Origin of the sequence: Kineococcus rubinsiae, assembly GCF_011839805.1 — a bacterium.
GTDB lineage: Bacteria > Actinomycetota > Actinomycetes > Actinomycetales > Kineococcaceae > Kineococcus > Kineococcus rubinsiae.
Map to the genome: position 1 here is coordinate 77689 of NZ_VWPY01000001.1, position 16316 is coordinate 94004.

General features: G+C 76.8%; 17 protein-coding genes. 9 read left to right on the plus strand and 8 right to left on the minus strand.

The features are described 5' to 3' along the window. Position 1: 1 nt before the first annotated feature. Genes F1544_RS00335 through F1544_RS00345 form a run of 3 tightly spaced genes read left to right on the plus strand, consistent with a single transcriptional unit; the run spans position 2 to position 3816 of the window. The gene (locus F1544_RS00335) at positions 2-913 is read left to right on the plus strand and encodes a carbohydrate ABC transporter permease (protein WP_167580820.1); all 912 of its coding nucleotides are present in this window, start codon (positions 2-4) and stop codon (positions 911-913) included. Between the two features lies 1 nt (position 914). Continuing rightward, positions 915-2450 (plus strand): alpha-N-arabinofuranosidase, encoded by a 1536-nt coding sequence (locus F1544_RS00340; RefSeq protein WP_167580821.1) that lies wholly within the window; start codon positions 915-917, stop codon positions 2448-2450. A 31-nt stretch (positions 2451-2481) separates the two neighbouring features. Then, positions 2482-3816, plus strand: coding sequence for an ATP-binding protein (locus F1544_RS00345; protein ID WP_167580822.1), 1335 nt, complete (start codon positions 2482-2484; stop codon positions 3814-3816). 33 nt (positions 3817-3849) lie between these two features. Here the strand turns inward: F1544_RS00345 and F1544_RS00350 are convergent, their stop codons facing one another. After that, on the minus strand, positions 3850-4530 hold the full coding sequence (locus F1544_RS00350; RefSeq protein ID WP_167580823.1) for an HAD-IA family hydrolase: 681 nt from the start codon (positions 4528-4530) through the stop codon (positions 3850-3852). Positions 4531-4564: 34 nt separating this feature from the next. On the opposite strand from F1544_RS00350, the gene F1544_RS00355 reads away from it, so the two are divergent. Further along, positions 4565-5599: an NAD(P)-dependent oxidoreductase gene (locus F1544_RS00355; protein ID WP_208971029.1), complete on the plus strand. Its 1035-nt coding sequence runs from the start codon at positions 4565-4567 to the stop codon at positions 5597-5599. Here the strand turns inward: F1544_RS00355 and F1544_RS00360 are convergent. The 3 genes from F1544_RS00360 to F1544_RS00370 all read right to left on the minus strand — a co-directional run bounded on the left by F1544_RS00360 (position 5592) and on the right by F1544_RS00370 (position 7716). After that, on the minus strand, positions 5592-6089 hold the full coding sequence (locus tag F1544_RS00360) for a DnaJ family domain-containing protein (protein ID WP_167580825.1): 498 nt from the start codon (positions 6087-6089) through the stop codon (positions 5592-5594). The two genes, F1544_RS00355 and F1544_RS00360, sit on opposite strands and share 8 nt — an antisense overlap. 74 nt (positions 6090-6163) lie before the next feature. Next, positions 6164-6925: a GAF and ANTAR domain-containing protein gene (locus tag F1544_RS00365; RefSeq protein WP_308469794.1), complete on the minus strand. Its 762-nt coding sequence runs from the start codon at positions 6923-6925 to the stop codon at positions 6164-6166. Between the two features lie 65 nt (positions 6926-6990). Beyond that, positions 6991-7716 (minus strand): GAF and ANTAR domain-containing protein, encoded by a 726-nt coding sequence (locus F1544_RS00370; protein WP_167580826.1) that lies wholly within the window; start codon positions 7714-7716, stop codon positions 6991-6993. Between the two features lie 190 nt (positions 7717-7906). Between F1544_RS00370 and F1544_RS00375 the strand changes: the two genes are divergently transcribed. The 3 genes from F1544_RS00375 (at position 7907) to F1544_RS00385 (ending at position 11540) form a co-directional block, all read left to right on the plus strand. Next, complete coding sequence (locus tag F1544_RS00375; protein WP_167580827.1) at positions 7907-9952, plus strand: putative bifunctional diguanylate cyclase/phosphodiesterase; 2046 nt, start codon at positions 7907-7909, stop codon at positions 9950-9952. A gap of 187 nt (positions 9953-10139) precedes the next feature. Beyond that, positions 10140-10559 carry an STAS domain-containing protein gene (locus F1544_RS00380; RefSeq protein ID WP_167580828.1) on the plus strand — a complete coding sequence of 140 codons (420 nt, stop codon included), beginning with the start codon at positions 10140-10142 and terminating at the stop codon, positions 10557-10559. Between the two features lie 237 nt (positions 10560-10796). Beyond that, a complete protein-coding gene (locus F1544_RS00385) occupies positions 10797-11540 on the plus strand; it encodes an ANTAR domain-containing protein (protein ID WP_167580829.1) in 744 nt (247 codons plus the stop codon). A 170-nt stretch (positions 11541-11710) separates the two neighbouring features. On the opposite strand, the gene F1544_RS00390 is transcribed toward F1544_RS00385, so the two are convergent. After that, a complete protein-coding gene (locus tag F1544_RS00390) occupies positions 11711-12223 on the minus strand; it encodes a hypothetical protein (RefSeq protein ID WP_167580830.1) in 513 nt (170 codons plus the stop codon). A gap of 142 nt (positions 12224-12365) precedes the next feature. Beyond that, entirely contained in the window at positions 12366-13994 is a 1629-nt protein-coding gene (locus F1544_RS00395) for a RecQ family ATP-dependent DNA helicase (RefSeq protein ID WP_167580831.1), read from the minus strand. 172 nt (positions 13995-14166) lie between these two features. Here F1544_RS00395 and F1544_RS00400 point away from each other — a divergent pair, with 172 nt between their 5' ends. Beyond that, on the plus strand, positions 14167-15039 hold the full coding sequence (locus F1544_RS00400) for an alpha/beta fold hydrolase (RefSeq protein WP_167580832.1): 873 nt from the start codon (positions 14167-14169) through the stop codon (positions 15037-15039). Between the two features lie 19 nt (positions 15040-15058). Here the strand turns inward: F1544_RS00400 and F1544_RS00405 are convergent, their stop codons facing one another. Then, positions 15059-15370, minus strand: a complete 312-nt coding sequence (locus F1544_RS00405) for a hypothetical protein (protein WP_167580833.1) — start codon at positions 15368-15370, stop codon at positions 15059-15061. A 118-nt stretch (positions 15371-15488) separates the two neighbouring features. Here F1544_RS00405 and F1544_RS00410 point away from each other — a divergent pair, with 118 nt between their 5' ends. Beyond that, positions 15489-15881: a DUF8129 domain-containing protein gene (locus F1544_RS00410; RefSeq protein ID WP_308469795.1), complete on the plus strand. Its 393-nt coding sequence runs from the start codon at positions 15489-15491 to the stop codon at positions 15879-15881. A 46-nt stretch (positions 15882-15927) separates the two neighbouring features. On the opposite strand, the gene F1544_RS00415 is transcribed toward F1544_RS00410, so the two are convergent. After that, positions 15928-16248, minus strand: coding sequence for a hypothetical protein (locus F1544_RS00415; RefSeq protein ID WP_167580835.1), 321 nt, complete (start codon positions 16246-16248; stop codon positions 15928-15930). Positions 16249-16316: the final 68 nt, after the last annotated feature.

Sequence of the window (16316 nt, forward strand, 5' to 3'; positions counted from 1 at the left end):
CATGGCCACCCAAACGGTCGGAGGCAGCAACACCTCCGGTGTCTCCGCGGCAGCACCCGCGACCCGCGGCGCGAAGAACGCGTCGCAGAACTCCACCCGCACGTTCAACGTCATCTGCGGTGTCGTCCTCGGCGTCTTCGCGGTCATCTGGCTGATCCCGAGCCTGTGGGCCATCAAGACGTCGCTGACCTCCAACGCCGTCTCGGCGCTGGGCACGCCCGCGATCCTCAAGGACACCAGCCCGACGCTCGCGTCGTACCTGACGCTGCTCAAGGGCGGCGACATCTGGCACTGGTACCTCGCCAGCTTCGTGACCTCGGCCGTCACCGTCGTGCTGACGCTGGTCTTCGGCTCCATGGCCGGCTACGCGCTGTCCCGGATGCGCTTTCGGGGCCGCAACATCGTGTTCGCCCTCATGCTCGCGGGCATCATGATCCCCGGCCAGGTCCTGGTCGTCCCGATCTTCGAGGGCCTCGGCGCCGTCAACCTGCTGAACACCTACTGGGCGGTCATCCTCCCGCAGGTGCCCGCGGTCATCGCCGTCTTCGTCTTCAAGCAGTTCTTCGACGGCCTGCCCGTGGAGATGGAGGAGGCCGCCCGCCTCGACGGCGCCGGCTACTGGCGGATCTACCGCTCGGTGATCATGCCGCTGTCCAAGCCGGTGCTCGCGGCGATGGGCATCCTGTCCTTCGTCAACGTGTGGAACAGCCTGCTGCTCCCGCTGTTCGTGGTCTCCAACCCGGACCTCATGACCATCCCGGTCGGCCTGGCGACGGTGCAGGGCTCCTTCGGGCAGCGCTACTCCGACATCCAGGCGTCCTCGCTGCTGGGCGCCCTGCCCCTGGTGATCCTCTTCCTCTTCTTCCAGAAGCGGATCGTCGAGGGCGTGGCCGGCACCGGGCTGAAGGGCTGACGTGGACCTCACCCACCCGGAGCTGAGGGGCGTCGTCGACCTCGACGTCGACGGCCCCACCATCAGCCGCCACCTGTACGGGCACTTCGCCGAGCACCTCGGCCGGTGCGTGTACGACGGCTTCTGGGTGGGTGAGGACTCCCCCGTGGCGAACACCGCCGGGCTGCGCGACGACGTCGTCGCGGCCCTGCGGGCGATCGACATCCCGAACCTGCGCTGGCCCGGCGGCTGCTTCGCCGACGAGTACCACTGGCGCGACGGCGTCGGCCCGCGCGAGCAGCGCCCCACGATGGTGAACTCCCACTGGGGCGACGTCGTCGAGGACAACTCCTTCGGCACGCACGAGTTCCTGCAGCTGTGCGAGCTGCTCGGCGCCGAGCCGTACGTCGCGGGCAACGTGGGCAGCGGGACCGTCTTCGAGATGAGCGAGTGGGTCGAGTACCTGACGCGCGCGGGCGACGCCCCCATGTCGCGGCTGCGCACCGCCAACGGCCGCAGCGAGCCGTGGCGCGTGAAGTACTTCGGCGTCGGCAACGAGCCCTGGGGCTGCGGCGGGCGCATGAGCGCCCAGCAGTACGCCGGGCTGGCCACCCAGTACGCGACCTACTGCCGCGACCATGGCGACAACGAGCTGTACCGCATCGCCGCCGGACCGCACCGCGACGACTACGCCTGGACCGAGACGCTCATGAAGACCGTCGCGGAGCTGGGCGGACGGCGGCTGCTGCACCCCGCACCGTGGCAGGCGGTGTCGTTCCACTACTACACGCTCGGCGGATCCCCGGACAAGCAGGGCTCCGCGACCCGCTTCTCCACCGACGACTACCACCGCACGATGGTCGACGCGTGGCGGATCGAGGAGATCGTGGCCGGGCACAGCCGGGTCATGGACGCCTACGACCCCGACGCCGAGATCGGCCTCGTGTGCGACGAGTGGGGCACGTGGTGGAAGGTCGAGGACGGCACGAACCCCGGCTTCCTGTTCCAGCAGAACGCCCTGCGCGACGCCCTCGTCGCGGGTGTGCACTTCGACGTCTTCCACGCGAACGCGCGCCGCCTGGTCATGGCGAACATCGCCCAGACCGTCAACGTCCTGCAGGCGATGGTGCTCACCGACGGCCCGGACCTCGTCCTCACCCCGACCTACCACGTGTTCGCGATGAACGCCGGGCACCAGGACGCTGTGAGCCACCCCGTGCAGGTCACCGCCGACGGCGGCCGGCACGAGAGCGGGGCGGGCGCCTACCGGACGATCACGACGTCGGTGAGCTCGCGCGACGGCGCCGCGCTCGTGTCGCTCACCAACCTCGACGTCGACCGGCCCGCCACCGTGACACTGCAGCTGCGCGGGCGCCGCTGGAGCCCCGGCGCGGCCACGCTGCTGACGGCCCCGACACCGCAGGCGCACAACACCGTCGAGGACCCGGCGGCCGTCGCCCCCGTGCCCTTCGACGGCGCCCGGCAGGTGGGCGAGGCGCTCGTCGTCGAGCTCCCACCGCACTCGTTCGCGACCGTGCGGCTGGACCTCGGGGACTGAGTGGGCGGACTGATCGGGTAGGAACGGTGCCATGAGCCCCGATCCCACCGACTCCCCCGGGGCGGGCGCACCGCGCAGCCTCGCGGACCGCCTCGCCGGGGAACCGCCCGCGGTGCGCCGCGCGCTGGCCGTCCTGGGCGAGCTGCTCACCGGGACGACGTCGACCACCTCCACGGCCAGCGGGTTCCTCGAGGTGCACCTCGGGCGGCCCCACACGTCCCTCGTCGTCGAGCGGGTCGACCTCACGCACACCCAGTCGGTGTCCGTCGGCGCCGCCCTGGCCGACCTCGTGGCCGCGCACGCCGCGGTCCTCGGCCCGGTCGTGGACGACGAGGCCCCCACCTGGCACCGCATCGACCTCGACGGCGAGCACGTGTCGGTCCCGACCTCGGCGGCCGCGTTCTTCCCCGCCGGGACGGCCGCCGCCGCCGACGTCGTGGTGCAGCTCGTCGAGCACGACTACGAGCCGGAACCCGCCTCCCTGCGCGTCCTCTCGCGGCCCGAGGACCACCGCGCCGCGCGGGCCCTCACCGACGAGGTCCTCGCGACCGCGCGCCGCGACAAGGGGTTCTACCGCGGTCGCGTGCTGCACGCCGACGCCCGGCTGCCCCTGCGGCTGCAGCCCACGTCGCTCGGGCCGGGCGGCCGCGACGACCTCGTGCTGCCGCCGCACGTGTGGGCGGAGATCGACGCCAACGTCGCGGCCCTCACGACCCGGGCGCCGCTGCTGCGCGACCTGGGGCTCGGCACCAACCGCGGCGTGCTGCTGGCCGGGCCGCCCGGGGTGGGCAAGAGCGCCCTGAGCCGCGTGGTGGCGCGGGAGCTGGCGGGCGCCTTCACCGTGATCATCGTCGACGCGGCCGCGGCCTCCTCGGTGCTGCGCCAGGTCTACCGGGAGACCTCCGACCTGGGGCCGTGCGTCGTCGTCCTGGAGGACGTCGACCTCTACCTGGGCGACCGGAAGGCGGGCGCCCGCGGCACGGCGCTGGCCGACCTGCTCGCCGTCCTGGACGGCACGGAGGTCTACACCGACGTCCTGACCATCGCCAGCACCAACGATCCCTCGGCGCTGGACGCGGCCGCGACGCGCTCGGCCCGCTTCGACGCCGTGCTGCCGCTGGAGGCGCCGGACCGCTCCGCGTGCGCGCGCATCCTCGACCGCTACCTCGGCGACGCGGCGGGCGACGCCGTCGACACCGCGGTCGTCGCGGCGCACCTGCCCGCGGGGGTGTCGGGGGCGGACCTGCGCGAGGTCGTGCGGCGGGCCGTCCTCTCGCACGGGCGGGACCTGACGACGCAGCGCCTGCTGGACGTCGTCGCCGACGGGCGCTGGCAGCCCTCCGCCCTCACCGGCAACTACCTCTAGGGCGGCCCCGCGGGACGGGCCGGCCCGGGGGCGTCAGCGCAGGCGGCCCGCGAGCACGCGCAGGTCGGCGCCGCCGGGGCAGCTGACCTCGCGCAGGTCGCGCACGACGACGTCGGCGTCGGTCTCCAGCGCCCGCTCCCCCACCCCGACGACCGCGGCGACGCCCGCGGCCCGCGCGGCGGCGACGCCCGCGACCGCGTCCTCGAGGACCAGGCAGCGCGCGGCGTCGACCCCGAGGCGGCCGGCGGCGAGGAGGTAGCCGTCGGGGGCGGGCTTGCCGGCCTCGACGTCGTCGGCCGTGACGAGGACCGCGGGCGCGGCGACGCCCGCCGCGGCGAGGCGGGCCGTGGCGAGCGCCCGGGTGCCGGAGGTGACGACGGCCCAGCGCCCCGCGGGCAGGGCGGCGGTGAGCGCAGCCGCCCCGGGGACGGCGGTGACGCCGGCCGCGGCGTCGAGCTCGTAGCGGTGGATGCGCTCCAGCGCCGCCACCCGCTCCGGCTCGGCCACGAGCGCCGCCACCGTGTCGGCGGCCCGGCGCCCGTGCACCTGCGGCACCACCTCGTCGGGGTCCAGCCCCACGTCGGCGGCCCACCGGGACCAGGCGGCCACCACGCTCGCGTCGGAGTCGACCAGGACGCCGTCGCAGTCGAAGAGGACGGCGTCGGCGGGCAGGTCGCGGGAGGAGGTGGCGTCGGTGGAGGGGGTGGCGCTCATGGCCAGAGCGTGGCAGAGCGGCGAGGATGACGCCGTGACCGCCCAGCCCGTCGTCGTGCTCCGGCCGGCGCCCCAGCGCCTCGACCGCATCTTCACCCCGCAGGCCCTGGCCCGGCTGCACGCCCGCTTCGAGGTCGTCGACCTGTCCTCCGGCGAGCTGTCGCCGGCGGCGGGCGAGGAGGCCCTGGACGCGGTGCTGCCCCGCGCCTTCGCGGTCGTCGGGCAGCCGGACATGCCGGCCGCGCGGCTGGACCGCGCGCCGGCGCTGCGCGCGCTGGTGAACGTCGAGGGCAACTTCTTCCCCAACGTCGACTACGCGCGGGCGCACGAGCGCGGCGTGCGGGTGCTGGGCTGCGGGCCCGCCTACGCCGACGCGGTGGCCGAGATGGCGCTGGGCCTCGCCCTCGACCTGGCCCGCGGGATCAGCCGCGAGGACCGGGCGTTCCGCGCGGGGACGGAGCGCTACGTCGCCGACGGCACGGCGGACTCGGTCCTGCTGCGCCACGCCGACGTCGGGCTCGTGGGCTTCGGGAACCTCGGCCGCAGCCTGCGCCGCGTCCTCGGGGGGTTCGACGCGCGGGTCCGCGCCTTCGACCCGTGGCTGCCGGACGCGGTCCTCGCCGACGTCGGCGTGGAACCCGCCTCCCTGGCGGAGGTGCTGTCCCGCAGCACGTTCGTGTTCGTGCTGGCCACCGTGACCGCCGAGTCCGAGCACCTGCTGGGCCCCGCGGAGCTCGACCTGCTGCCCGCGGGCGCCCGCCTCGTGCTGGTCAGCCGCGCCGCGGTCGTCGACCTCGACGCGCTGCTGGACCGCGTCGCCGCCGGGAGGTTCCTCGCGGCGCTGGACGTCTGGCCCGAGGAACCCCTGGCGGCGGACCACCGGGCCCGCACGCTCGAGGGGCTCGTGCTCTCCCCGCACCGCGCGGGCGGGATCCCGCAGGCGTTCGCCACCATCGGCGACATGGTCTGCGACGACCTGGAGCTGCTGGCGGCCGGGCTGCCCCCGGTGCGGATGCAGGTCGCGGCCCCGGAGCTCGTGGCCCGCTACCGCAACCGTCCCGTCAGCTGAGCCCGCGACCGACCCCGCGGCGCCGCCGCCACCAGCGCCGGCGGACCTCCGCGACGGGTTCCGCGGGCGGCGGCGGGGGCGGCGGGGGCCGCAGCTCCCGCCAGCGGGCCGCGAGGTCGTCGGGGTCCAGCAGGGCCACCACGAGCGGCGGCCCCTCCTGCGGGCGGCGGTAGGCCGCCCGCAGCCGGGTGTTGAAGTCCTCCGCGACCTCGCGCACCGCGTCCTCGGAGGCGAGCCGTCCGAGCTCCTCGCGCAGCTGCTCGCGCTCCCGGCGGAACGCGAGGCCGGGCGGCAGCAGCGCCGAGAGGTCGAGGTCCTCGCTGCGGGCCTTGGCGATCGCCCAGTCCTCGGCCGACCAGGGCTTGTCCAGCCCGGTCAGCGGGCGGCCGGCCCCGGCGAGACCGTCGAAGTCGCCGCGCTCCTGCGCCTCGCGGATCTGGCGCTCGACCCAGTCCCCGAAGGACGACGACGCGGGCTTGCGGGCGGTCACGGCACCTCCGGGCGGGGAACGGCTGGACCCACTCTGCGGCAGCCGGCGGGCGCCCGCCAGCGCCGCCGGGGACGTCAGCGGCCGTCGAGCAGGTCGGCGTCGACGCGGCCCGCGACGACGTCGGCCGCGAGCACGCTCAGCGGGACCCCGCGGCGGCGTGCGGTGCGGCGCAACCGCCGGAAGGCCTCGGGGATCGACGTGCCCGCGGTGGCGGCCAGCACGCCCTTGGCCTGGTCGACGACGATGCGGTCCTGCAGCGCCGTCTGCAGCTGCTCGGAGAGCACGACCAGCTCGGCCGTGCTGCGCGCCTGCAGCAGCCCGACCGTGGCGACGTCGGCCATGGCCTGGCCCACGGCGACCTCGGAGCCGCTGAGCCGGACGTCGCCGGGCGTCACCACGGCGAGGGCGCCGAGCACCGTGCCCCGCCAGCGCAGGGGCAGCGCCGTGACGCGGCCGGGCGCCGCGCCGAGGGCCGCGGGACCGAGCGCGGGCCAGCGCTCGCCGACCGCCGCCAGGTCGACGTCGACGACGGCGACCCCGGTGCTGAAGACGTCGTGGCCGGGGCCTGCGTGCAGCTGCTGCTCCAGGAAGTCGGCCGGACCGCCGCCGCCCGTGCGGGCCATGAGGTGCAGCGACCCGCGCTGGTCGGCGAGCCCCAGGCCCGCGGCCGACGCGCCGAGCAGCGCCCCGGACCGGTCGGTGAGCACCTGCAGGAAGTCGACGACGTCGAGGGGCTCGACGAGGGCGTCGGCCAGCTCCACGAACACCCCTGCCGCGTCTCGCGGTTGCCGCACCGTCGCCTCCTCGTCCACCTGCTCCCCACCGTAGGTGCGCACGCCCCCGCCGTCCTCCGCTGCGCCACCGGCGCTCCCGCCGGGGCCCACCCCGCCGCCCGGCCCGCTCACCCGCCACCGATCCCGTCGTCGTCGCGCGTGAAGCGCACGGCCCCGCGCAGGACGTCGCGGGCGACCTCGCGCAGCGGACGCCCGCCGGCGAAGGCCCGGGCCTGCAGGAGCCCCAGGGCCTGCGCCACACCGACCCCCGCCTGGACGGAGACCATGCCGGTGGCCTGGTGGACCTCGGCGCTGTCCTCGACCAGGCGCAGCGCCAGGGGCGGGCCGTCCCCCGCGCCGCGCCCGGCCTGCAGGTGGACCAGGACGGCGACGGCCGCGTCGGCGTAGGTCAGGGCGGTGGCCAGCTCGGCGGTGTCCAGGGCCCCGCGGGCGGCGCGGGACACGTCGAGCACGCCGAGGCGGACGGCGCCCACGCGCACGGGGAAGGCGAAGACGGCCTGCACCCCGGCGCCGAGCGCCCCGGCCACGAAGGCGGGCCAGCGGGCGGCCCCCGTGGCGGCGAGGTCGGCGTGCAGGGCGGGACGCCCGCTCGTCCAGGCGTCGCGGCAGGGCCCCACGCCCAGCGTCAGCTGCAGCTCCTCCACCGCGGCCCCCGTGCCCCGCGTCGCGGCGAGCACCCCGGCGGGCCCGGCCGGCGTCGTCAGGCTGAGCCCGACCCCGGCACCGGGCAGGGCCGCGGCGCAGGACTCGGCCAGGCGCTGCGGGAGCTCGGCGTCGGGCGGCGCACCGCGGCCGAGCTCGGTGAGGACGTCCGCGACGCTGCGGCCGGCCACCTCACCACCTCGGTCCTCGTGCGCGGGCCGCCGCGGGGCAGCGGCGGCGTCGGCCGACGGTACCCCGGGTGATCGCAGGACGGGACGGGCCGCGCGTCCAGGCCCTAGAGTCGTCGGCGGGTTGGGCAGGCAGCTCCCTCCGGTGCGGGTCGTACCGTCCCCCGCCGCCGGGCGGGCACGAGGAGACGCCGTGACCGCTCCCACCCCGCCGCCCGCCGAGACCGTGGACGACGTCGGCCGGCGCAACCCCGACGGGGCGCGTCCGCGGCCGGCCGTGGACCGCACCGCCCTCAGCGAGGTCCTGGCCGAGTTCGCCGCCACCCTGCTCGCCGACTACGCCGTCCAGGACATCGTGCGCCACCTCGTCGCGGCCGCCACGCGCGTGCTGCCCGTCGACGGCGCCGGCGTCATGGTCCCCGGTGAGGGCGGTCTGCTGCGCATGGCGCTGGCGACCGGCGGCACCGTGGAGGACCTCGAGGCCCGCCAGGACGCCGAGCAGTCCGGCCCCTGCATCGACTGCCACGCGAGCGGTGAGCTCGTGAGCAGCCCGGACCTGGCGGTGACCGGCAGCTGGCCCGCGTACCAGCAGCACGCGGCCGCCCGCGGGGTGCACGCCGTGCTGGCCGTGCCGATGCGCGCCCGCGGCCGGGGCTGGGGGGTGCTGGACGTCTACCGCCGCTCTCCCGGCCCCTTCACCGACGACGAGATCGCCGTGGCGCGGACCCTCGCGGACGTGGCCACCACCTACCTGGTGGTCGCGGCGGATCGCGACAGCGCCCGCCGGGCGCAGGAGGAGCTCGCCTGGCGGGCCATGCACGACCCCCTGACGGGGCTCGTCGTGCGGTGGGTGCTGATGGAGCGCCTGGAGCGGGCGCTCGCGGGGCTGAACCGCCGCACGGGCTTCGTGGGCACCCTCTTCCTGGACCTGGACGGGCTGAAGACCGTCAACGACACCCACGGCCACTCCGCGGGCGACGCGCTGCTGCGCGTCGCGGCGGAGCGCATCGGCGGGGCGCTGCGCCCCACCGACGTGCTGGCCCGCGTCGGCGGCGACGAGTTCGTCGTGCTGCTGGAGTCGATGGGCACCCCCGAGGAGGCCGCCGTCGTCGCCGAGCGCATCCTCAGCCTGCTGCGCGGCGCTCCCCCCGGGGACGCGGCACCGGACGGGACCACGGAGCGGGCGGGGCTCCCCGCGGCCTCCGCCAGCATCGGCATCGCCGTGACCGACGACCCGGCCACGGGCGCCGAGACGCTGCTGGCGAGGGCGGACACGGCGATGTACACCGCCAAGCGCAGCGGGCGCGGCCGCATCGCCGTGGCCCGCACCGACGGCGGCGCCGGCCGGGGCGTGCGGACCGCCGGCCCCCCGCAGGACGGCGCCACCCAGGACGGAGACCGGCACGACGGCCACGCGCGCCGCAGCCCCTCGGCGGCCGCCGACGCGCGCACGAGCCCCACGGGCCGCGTGCAGCTGGCGCTGGACCTCGAGCGCGCCCTCGACCTCGGGGAGCTGGTGCTGCACTACCAGCCGATCGTCGACCTGGAGACGGGTGACGTGTACGGGGTCGAGGCCCTCGCGCGCTGGGAGCACCCGGACCGGGGCCTGCTGCCCGCGACGGCCTTCGTCGACGTCGCGCGGCGAAACCACCTCATCGGCCGCCTCGACGGGTGGGCGCTGCGCACGGCCTGCCACCAGCTCGCCGCCTGGGACGCGCAGCTCGGGGCGCGGTCGCCGCGGAAGGTCTTCGTCAACCTCTGCGTCACCAGCCTGCGCGACCGGTCGCTGCCGGCCGAGGTGGCGCGCCTGCTGGCCGAGTGCGGGCTCCCGCCGCAGCGCCTGGTCCTGGAGATCACCGAGATCGGGACGCTGGCGGAGCTGGGCACGGGGCACGTGGTCCGGGCGCTCGCCGACCTCGGGTGCCCCCTGGCGATCGACGACTTCGGCTCGGGCAACGCCTCCTTGAACCGCGTGCTGGAGGTGCCGGTGCCGATCCTCAAGGTCGACCAGACGTTCGCGGCGGCACTGGGCGCCGGGGTGCCCGGCCGGGCCGCCGCCGCGACGGCCGCGCTGTCCGCCGCGCTCACCCTCGGGCGCCTCGTCGACCGCCCCGTGATCGTCGAGGGCGTCGAGGACGAGAGCACGGCACAGGTGCTGCGGCAGCTGGGGTTCCGCTACGCGCAGGGCTTCCACCTGGGCTCACCCGAACCCGCCGGTGACTCGTCGTCGAGGGGTTGACGACACCGCGTCACCAGACTGGTCAGCCGGTCGCCAGGGTCGTCACTGGAGGTCGCCAGACGGTTGCTCCAGACGCCACGCCGACCTACTCTGAGCGCGGGTTGAGAGGCAGCTCGGTCGTCGAGACAGAGGCGGCCACCGAGCACCGCGAGCGATGACGCCCGGTGCTGTCCCGAGGGGACGAGCCATGACCACCGCCACACCAGCACTGCCGACCACGTCCACGTGCCCGTCCACCGCCCCGGTGCACGACGCCGGCCGTCCCCCGTCGGCGCGGGCCACGCGGACGGAGCCCGCGGCCCTCACCGTCACCGTCGCGCGCGGCGCCCGCGGCACGGTCCTCCGCCTCGACGGTGAGCTCGAGGCCACGACGGCCCCGCTGCTGGACTGCCTCGTGGCGGACGTCGTGGACCGCCACCGCGGCGACCTGTCCGTCGACCTCACCCGCACGGCCTTCTGCGACGTCAAGGGCCTCAACAGCCTGCTCGCCGCCCGGCGGCGCGTGCACGCGCGCGGCCGGCACCTCACGCTCGTGGGCCCCGATCCGCTCCTGCGGCACCTGCTGCGCATCAGCGGTGCGGGCGACGTCGTGGCGTCCGCCGCCTGACGCGGGCCGCCCGCCCGCTGCGGCGCCCGGGCGTCCCCGAGCACGGGCCGCACCTGACTAGGATTCCTGCAACTGCACCGTGACCGGGCCCAGAACCAGAGACGAGGGGGCACCGGTCGCGAGAGTTGGAGCAACAGCTCGCAGCGCCCCCGGTGGCACTCGCCACGTCAGGGTTCGACTGCACGCCGCGAGCCTGCGTTCCGCCGCTCGCGCGCGTCACGGAGTGGATGGACGGACATGCCCGACGAGATCGACGCACCCGGCAACGGGACGCCGATGCCACCCCAGCAGGCGTTCGCGGAGCTCAGCACGATGGTGCTGGGGCAGCAGCCCCTCAGCCAGGTGCTGCTGCGCGTCGCCGAGCTCGCCGTGGCCACGATCCCCGGCGCGGACGAGATCAGCATGACCCTCGTGGAGAAGGGCGTTCCGCACACCGCCGCGTTCACGGGGTCACTGGCCGCGGCCCTGGACGAGCGGCAGTACGCCGCGGGGTTCGGGCCCTGCGTCGACGCGGCGCAGTCCGGCAACACGATCCGGATCGACGACGTCGCGCGGGACACGTCCTACCGCGACTTCTCGGCGATCGCCGCCCGGCAGGGCGTGCGCAGCATCCTCAGCCTGGGGCTGCCGATGCCCCAGCAGGTGCTGGCCGCCATGAACATCTACCAGTTCGGCGAGACCCCGCTGGACGCGGAGGCGGAGGCCGTGGCCACGGAGTTCGGTCGCTACGCGGCCGTCTCGCTGGCCAACGCCTCGCTGTACGAGCACTCCACGCTGCTGGCCGCGCGCATGCAGCACGCCATGGAGTCGCGGGCCGTGATCGACCAGGCCAAGGGCATGATCATGATCACCGAGGGCGTGACGGCCGACGAGGCGTTCCAGCGGCTCGTGGCCGCCTCGCAGTCGGCCAACCGGAAGCTCCGCGACCTCGCCGCGGAGATGGTCCGCGAGGTCGAGAGCGGGCGCCGCGCGCGGCGCTAGGGCTCACAGGATCCGCCGTCGCGTCCCCCGATGCGGCGGGGCCTGTTCTACTGGAGGCGTCGTCGGGTCAGCGATGGCCCGGGGAACGGCCGGGGGTTCAGCAGCGAGCTCCCGGTCCGCCGCCTCGCCGAGGCCGGACCGTGGCCCCGCCCCCTCCAGCCGGCACCGCGTCAGTTGAGCCGGACCTGCACGAGCGCCGGGCCCTCGTGCGCGAGCGCCTCGCAGACCGCCCCCGCCAGCTCCCCCGCCGCGGTGACGACGACCGCGTGACCGTCCAGGGCGCCCGTCCAGGGCCGCAGGCCGTCCGGGCCCTCCGCGGAGTCGTCCACGGCCACCACGCAGGTCCGCGCGTCCCCGGCCGCCGCGGCGAAGGCCGACGGGCGGCCCCGCCCGACGACGACCACCACCTCCGCGTCGGTGCCGGCGAGGCCCTCCGCGACGAGCGCCCCCACGTCCCCCGCCGCCGCACCGAGCAGGACGGCGCCGGGGCCGGCGAAGGTCTCCGCGCACGACCAGGCCTGCGCCAGGACGTCCGCCGGCCCCCCGGAGGGCGCCGTCGCGCGGCGACCCCCATCGAGCGGGGTCCTGCCGGGAACGCCGCGCACCTGCAGGACGTCACGGTGGGCGGTCGCGGCAGGCGGTGCGGCGGCCGGGCGGGTGCTCCCGGGCTGGACTCCGGTCATCGACGGCTCCTCGTGCCCGCGAGGCGCGACGCGGTGCGGCGCCTCGGGTTCCGGCGCCGGGGCTGGACCGTGGGAGGGAGCCTACGACGCGCGGGCCCGCGGCGCGCCCCGTCGCGCGGACGGCCGCGCGAGCCGGCCGCCGTCAGGCCGCGTGCAGCAGCTCCTCCTCCTGGACCAGCTGCAGGGAGAGGGTGCGGTAGCCGGCCTCCTCGAAGAGCACCGTGACCCGGTCGGGTTCGACGCGCACGACCTCCCCGCCGCCCCAGCGCGCGTGGACGACGCTCGCCCCGACGCGGAACTCCCCCGCGTCCCGCACGACGTGCCCCGCCGCGGTCCCCGCGCGGCAGCGGTCGCAGCGCCCGCACGTGCCGCGCAGCTCCTCCCCGAAGTACCCGAGCAGGAACGCCCGGCGGCAGCCGGCGGTCTCGGCGTACTCGCGCACCACCTCCAGCCGGGTCCGCTCCAGCACCCGCCACCGCCGCGACAGCTCCACCGCCGCGGCCACGGCCTCCTCGGGGTCCCCGCCGCCGGCCGCGACGCGCAGCCGCCCGTCGGCGTCCTCCTCCACCGCCCCGACCTGCCCGAGCAGGTTCACGGCGGCCGTCAGCCGCGCCGCCGAGACCCCCAGCGCGCGCCGCAGCTGCTCCGGGGACGTCCCCGCGGGTTCCCGGCGCAGCGCGGTGAGCACCTCCCGCAGCGGTCCGGGCTTCGCGACGGGGGACGTGAAGAACCGCCGCAGGCCCAGGTCCTCGGGCCGGTAGGCCAGCACGGCGACGGCCGGGGCGCCGTCGCGGGCCGCCCGCCCGATCTCCTGGTGGTAGCTGTCGAGGGAGTCGGGCACGTGCGCGTGCACGACGGCCCGCACGGCCCCGGCGTCGACGCCCATGCCGAACGCCGTGGTCGCGACCACCACCCCGACCTCGCCGGCGAGGAACTCCCGCAGCACCCGGTCGCGATCGCCCTTGCGCCGGCCCGCGTGGTAGTGCTCGGCCGGCCGCCCGGCGGCACGCACGGCGGCCGCGTACTCCTCGGCGTCGCGGCGGCGGGCGACGTAGACGAGCACGCTGCCCTCGGTGGCGGTCGCGGTGCGCACCACGAGGTCCCGCTGGGCGGCCTCGTCGCGGCAGCGCTGCACGCGCAGGTCGATCTCGGGGCGGTCGAAGCCCTCGACGAGGACGACGGGGTCCCGCAGCCCGAGGTGCTCGACGACCTCCGCGCGGACCTGCGGGCCGGCCGTCGCGGTGAGGGCCAGCACGGGTGGGGACCCCAGGCGCTCGCGGGCGCGGCGGAGCCGCAGGTAGTGCGGCCGGAAGTCGTGGCCCCACGAGGAGACGCAGTGCGCCTCGTCGACGACGAGCAGCGCGGGGCGCAGGGCGGCGAGCTCCGCCAGCACCTCCTCGCGCGCGAGCTGCTCCGGGGCGAGCAGGACGAACACGGCCCGCCCGGTGCGCAGGTCCTCCAGCGCGGCGGCCGTCTGCGCCGGCGTCCGCTGGGAGTTCAGCAGGACCGCACCTCCGCGGCGCTCGTCGGCGCGCAGGGTGTCGACCTGGTCGCGCTCGAGGGCGATCAGCGGGGACACGACGACGACGGGGCCGTCGAGCTCCGGGCCGGTCAGCTGGTAGATCGCGGACTTCCCGGAACCCGTCGGCATCACGGCCAGCACGTCGCGGCCCGCGAGCACCGCCTCCATCGCCTCCCGCTGACCCGGCCGGAGGTCCCCGAACCCGAAGAGCTCCGCTGCCCTGCGCCGCAACCGGTCCGCGTCCGCCACCGCTGTCCTCCACCGCGCCGCCCGGCGCCTCCCGCCTGCTCGGGCCCTGCTCGCCCGACCCTCGCTACCTACCCGCGGCCCTCCCCGGCAAACCGGGCTCGAACCGGGTCGTCGGGGGCCGGCGGGGCGGCGCGGAGGTGACGCGGGCGGGCGGGTCGCGGAGGATGCCGGGATGCCGGACCCGCGACCGCCGACCCGCCTGACGACCTTCACCCGCGAGGACCCGCACGCGGGTGCCCTGGAGTTCACCGTGGACGACGTGGGCCCCCTGGACGGTGACGTCGTCGTCTGCCTGCACGGGTTCCCGCAGGACCGCCGCGCCTACGCGGCCGTCGCGCCGCTCCTGGCCGAGGCGGGTCTGCGGGTCCTCGTGCCGGACCAGCGCGGGTACTCGCCCGGGGCCCGCCCGCCGGGCCGCCGGGCGTACGCGGTGCGGGACCTCGTCGGCGACGTCGCGGCCTTGCTGGACGCCGCGGGCGCCGCGCGGGCGCACGTCGTGGGCCACGACTGGGGCGGCGCGGTGGCGTGGGCGCTGGCCACCGCCGTGCCCGAGCGGGTCGCGACGCTGACCGCCCTCTCCACGCCCCACCCCGCCGCGATGCGCGAGGGGCTCCTGCGGGGCACCCAGTCCCTGCGCTCCTGGTACATGGGCTTCTTCCAGCTGCCGCGGGTGCCCGAGGCCCTGCTGCTCGCGGGCGACGGCGCACGGCTGGGCACGCTCCTGCAGCGCGGCGGGCTGCCGGAGGACGTGGCCGGGGCCTACGCCGCGGCGCTCACCGCGCCCGGCGCCCTCACGGCCGCGCTGAACTGGTACCGCGCCCTGCCCCTGGCGGGCGGCTCCGGACCCACCCGCCCGGTCCGCGTCCCCGTCACGTACCTGCACGGGCGCCGCGACCCGTTCTTCGCGCCCGCGGCGGTCGCGGCGACCGGGCGCTTCGTCGCCGCCCCGTTCCGGACGCAGGCCCTGGACACGGGCCACTGGATCCCGGAGGCCCGTCCCGCCGACGTCGCCGAGGCCGTGCTCCGGGGCGCCGGCCGGCTCTGACGCCGGGCGGCGGGACGGCTCAGCGGCCGCGGACGTCGGTGTCGCGCAGCACCTCCGCCACGCCGTGCTCGCGCATCTCCTCGGGCGTGCGCCGCTCACCGGAGCTGTCCCGCCACACCGCCGGGCTGCCGTCGGCGAGCTGCCAGGCGTGCCCGGCCTTGTCGAGCAGGACCGACCCGGCGCCGCTGGGCAGGGGCGGGGCGAGCTCCTCCACGGCGACCGCGTCGAAGGCGTCGAGGAGCTTGCCCGACGGCGTCACGAGCTGCTGGAGGTCGTTGGCCACGCCCTCGAAGACGAACCGGTAGTGCAAGCCGCGCTTGATGTCGGTCATGACCGCATCCTGCCGAGAGCCGCCGGGCGCGACCACCGGGCGGGTCCTGCGCCGGGGGCGGGCGCCGACCTGCGGGCGCCGCGCAGCGCCCGTAGCCTGCCGCACACGGTCCAGCCGCGTGGCCGCCCGACCCGGCGCCCGCGCACCCGGCGGCGCCACCGACGTGGAGGTCCCCGTGACCGACGACCGGACCCAGCTCCCCGTGCCCGACTACGACCACCTGCCCGTGGCGACGCTGCGGGACCGGGTGCGCTCCCTGGACGCCGGGGGTCTCGCGACGCTCCTCGCCTACGAGGAGGAGCACGGCGCCCGCGAGCCCGTCCTGACGGTCCTGCGCGCCCGCGCGGACCAGCTCGCCGCGGGCGCCCAGCCCTCGGGCGGCGACCCCGCGGCAGCGCAGCCCGAGCACGCGGGCGCCCCGACCGGGCCGCTGCTCGGCGAGAGCGGCGCCCCGCCGATCAACCCGCCGTCGCAGGGCGACCCGACCAACCCGGCGCAGCCGCGGAAGTAGGGCGCAACCGCGGAAGCAGGGCGCAGCCGCGGAAGCAGCGCACCCGTCAGGGCCGGGGGTCGCGGCGTTCCCAGCCCCGGGAACCCCGCGGCCGCCCGGACGCGGCGGCGCACTTCGGGCAGACCCAGCGCACCGCGTCCGCGCTGCCCCCGGTCAGCGGGTCCGTGTCGGCGAAGGCGACGTGCGGGAACCGGACGAGCCCCGCCCGCGCGAGCGGCAGCCCGCACACCGTCTGGTTCTGCCCGGGTTCCCAGGCGTGCACCTCACCGGCCGGCTTGCGGATGCCGTCGTCGTCGACCCACGTGTCGCGCGCGGCCACCTTGCCGCTCGTGACCGTGGGCCGGGCCGGGCGTCGCGAGGGGGACATGGACCTCCCCTACCCTCCGGCGCCGCCGGTACGCGCGGCCGCGCAGGTCGGGTCCGAAGTCGCTGCAC

Coding starts and splice junctions, on each gene's coding strand:
- F1544_RS00335 (WP_167580820.1), top strand. CDS start 2: ATGGCCACCCAAACGGTCGGAGGCAGCAACACCTCCGGTGTCTCCGCG.
- F1544_RS00345 (WP_167580822.1), top strand. CDS start 2,482: ATGAGCCCCGATCCCACCGACTCCCCCGGGGCGGGCGCACCGCGCAGC.
- F1544_RS00350 (WP_167580823.1), bottom strand. CDS start 4,530: ATGAGCGCCACCCCCTCCACCGACGCCACCTCCTCCCGCGACCTGCCC.
- F1544_RS00380 (WP_167580828.1), top strand. CDS start 10,140: ATGACCACCGCCACACCAGCACTGCCGACCACGTCCACGTGCCCGTCC.
- F1544_RS00385 (WP_167580829.1), top strand. CDS start 10,797: ATGCCCGACGAGATCGACGCACCCGGCAACGGGACGCCGATGCCACCC.
- F1544_RS00390 (WP_167580830.1), bottom strand. CDS start 12,223: ATGACCGGAGTCCAGCCCGGGAGCACCCGCCCGGCCGCCGCACCGCCT.
- F1544_RS00400 (WP_167580832.1), top strand. CDS start 14,167: ATGCCGGACCCGCGACCGCCGACCCGCCTGACGACCTTCACCCGCGAG.
- F1544_RS00405 (WP_167580833.1), bottom strand. CDS start 15,370: ATGACCGACATCAAGCGCGGCTTGCACTACCGGTTCGTCTTCGAGGGC.
- F1544_RS00415 (WP_167580835.1), bottom strand. CDS start 16,248: ATGTCCCCCTCGCGACGCCCGGCCCGGCCCACGGTCACGAGCGGCAAG.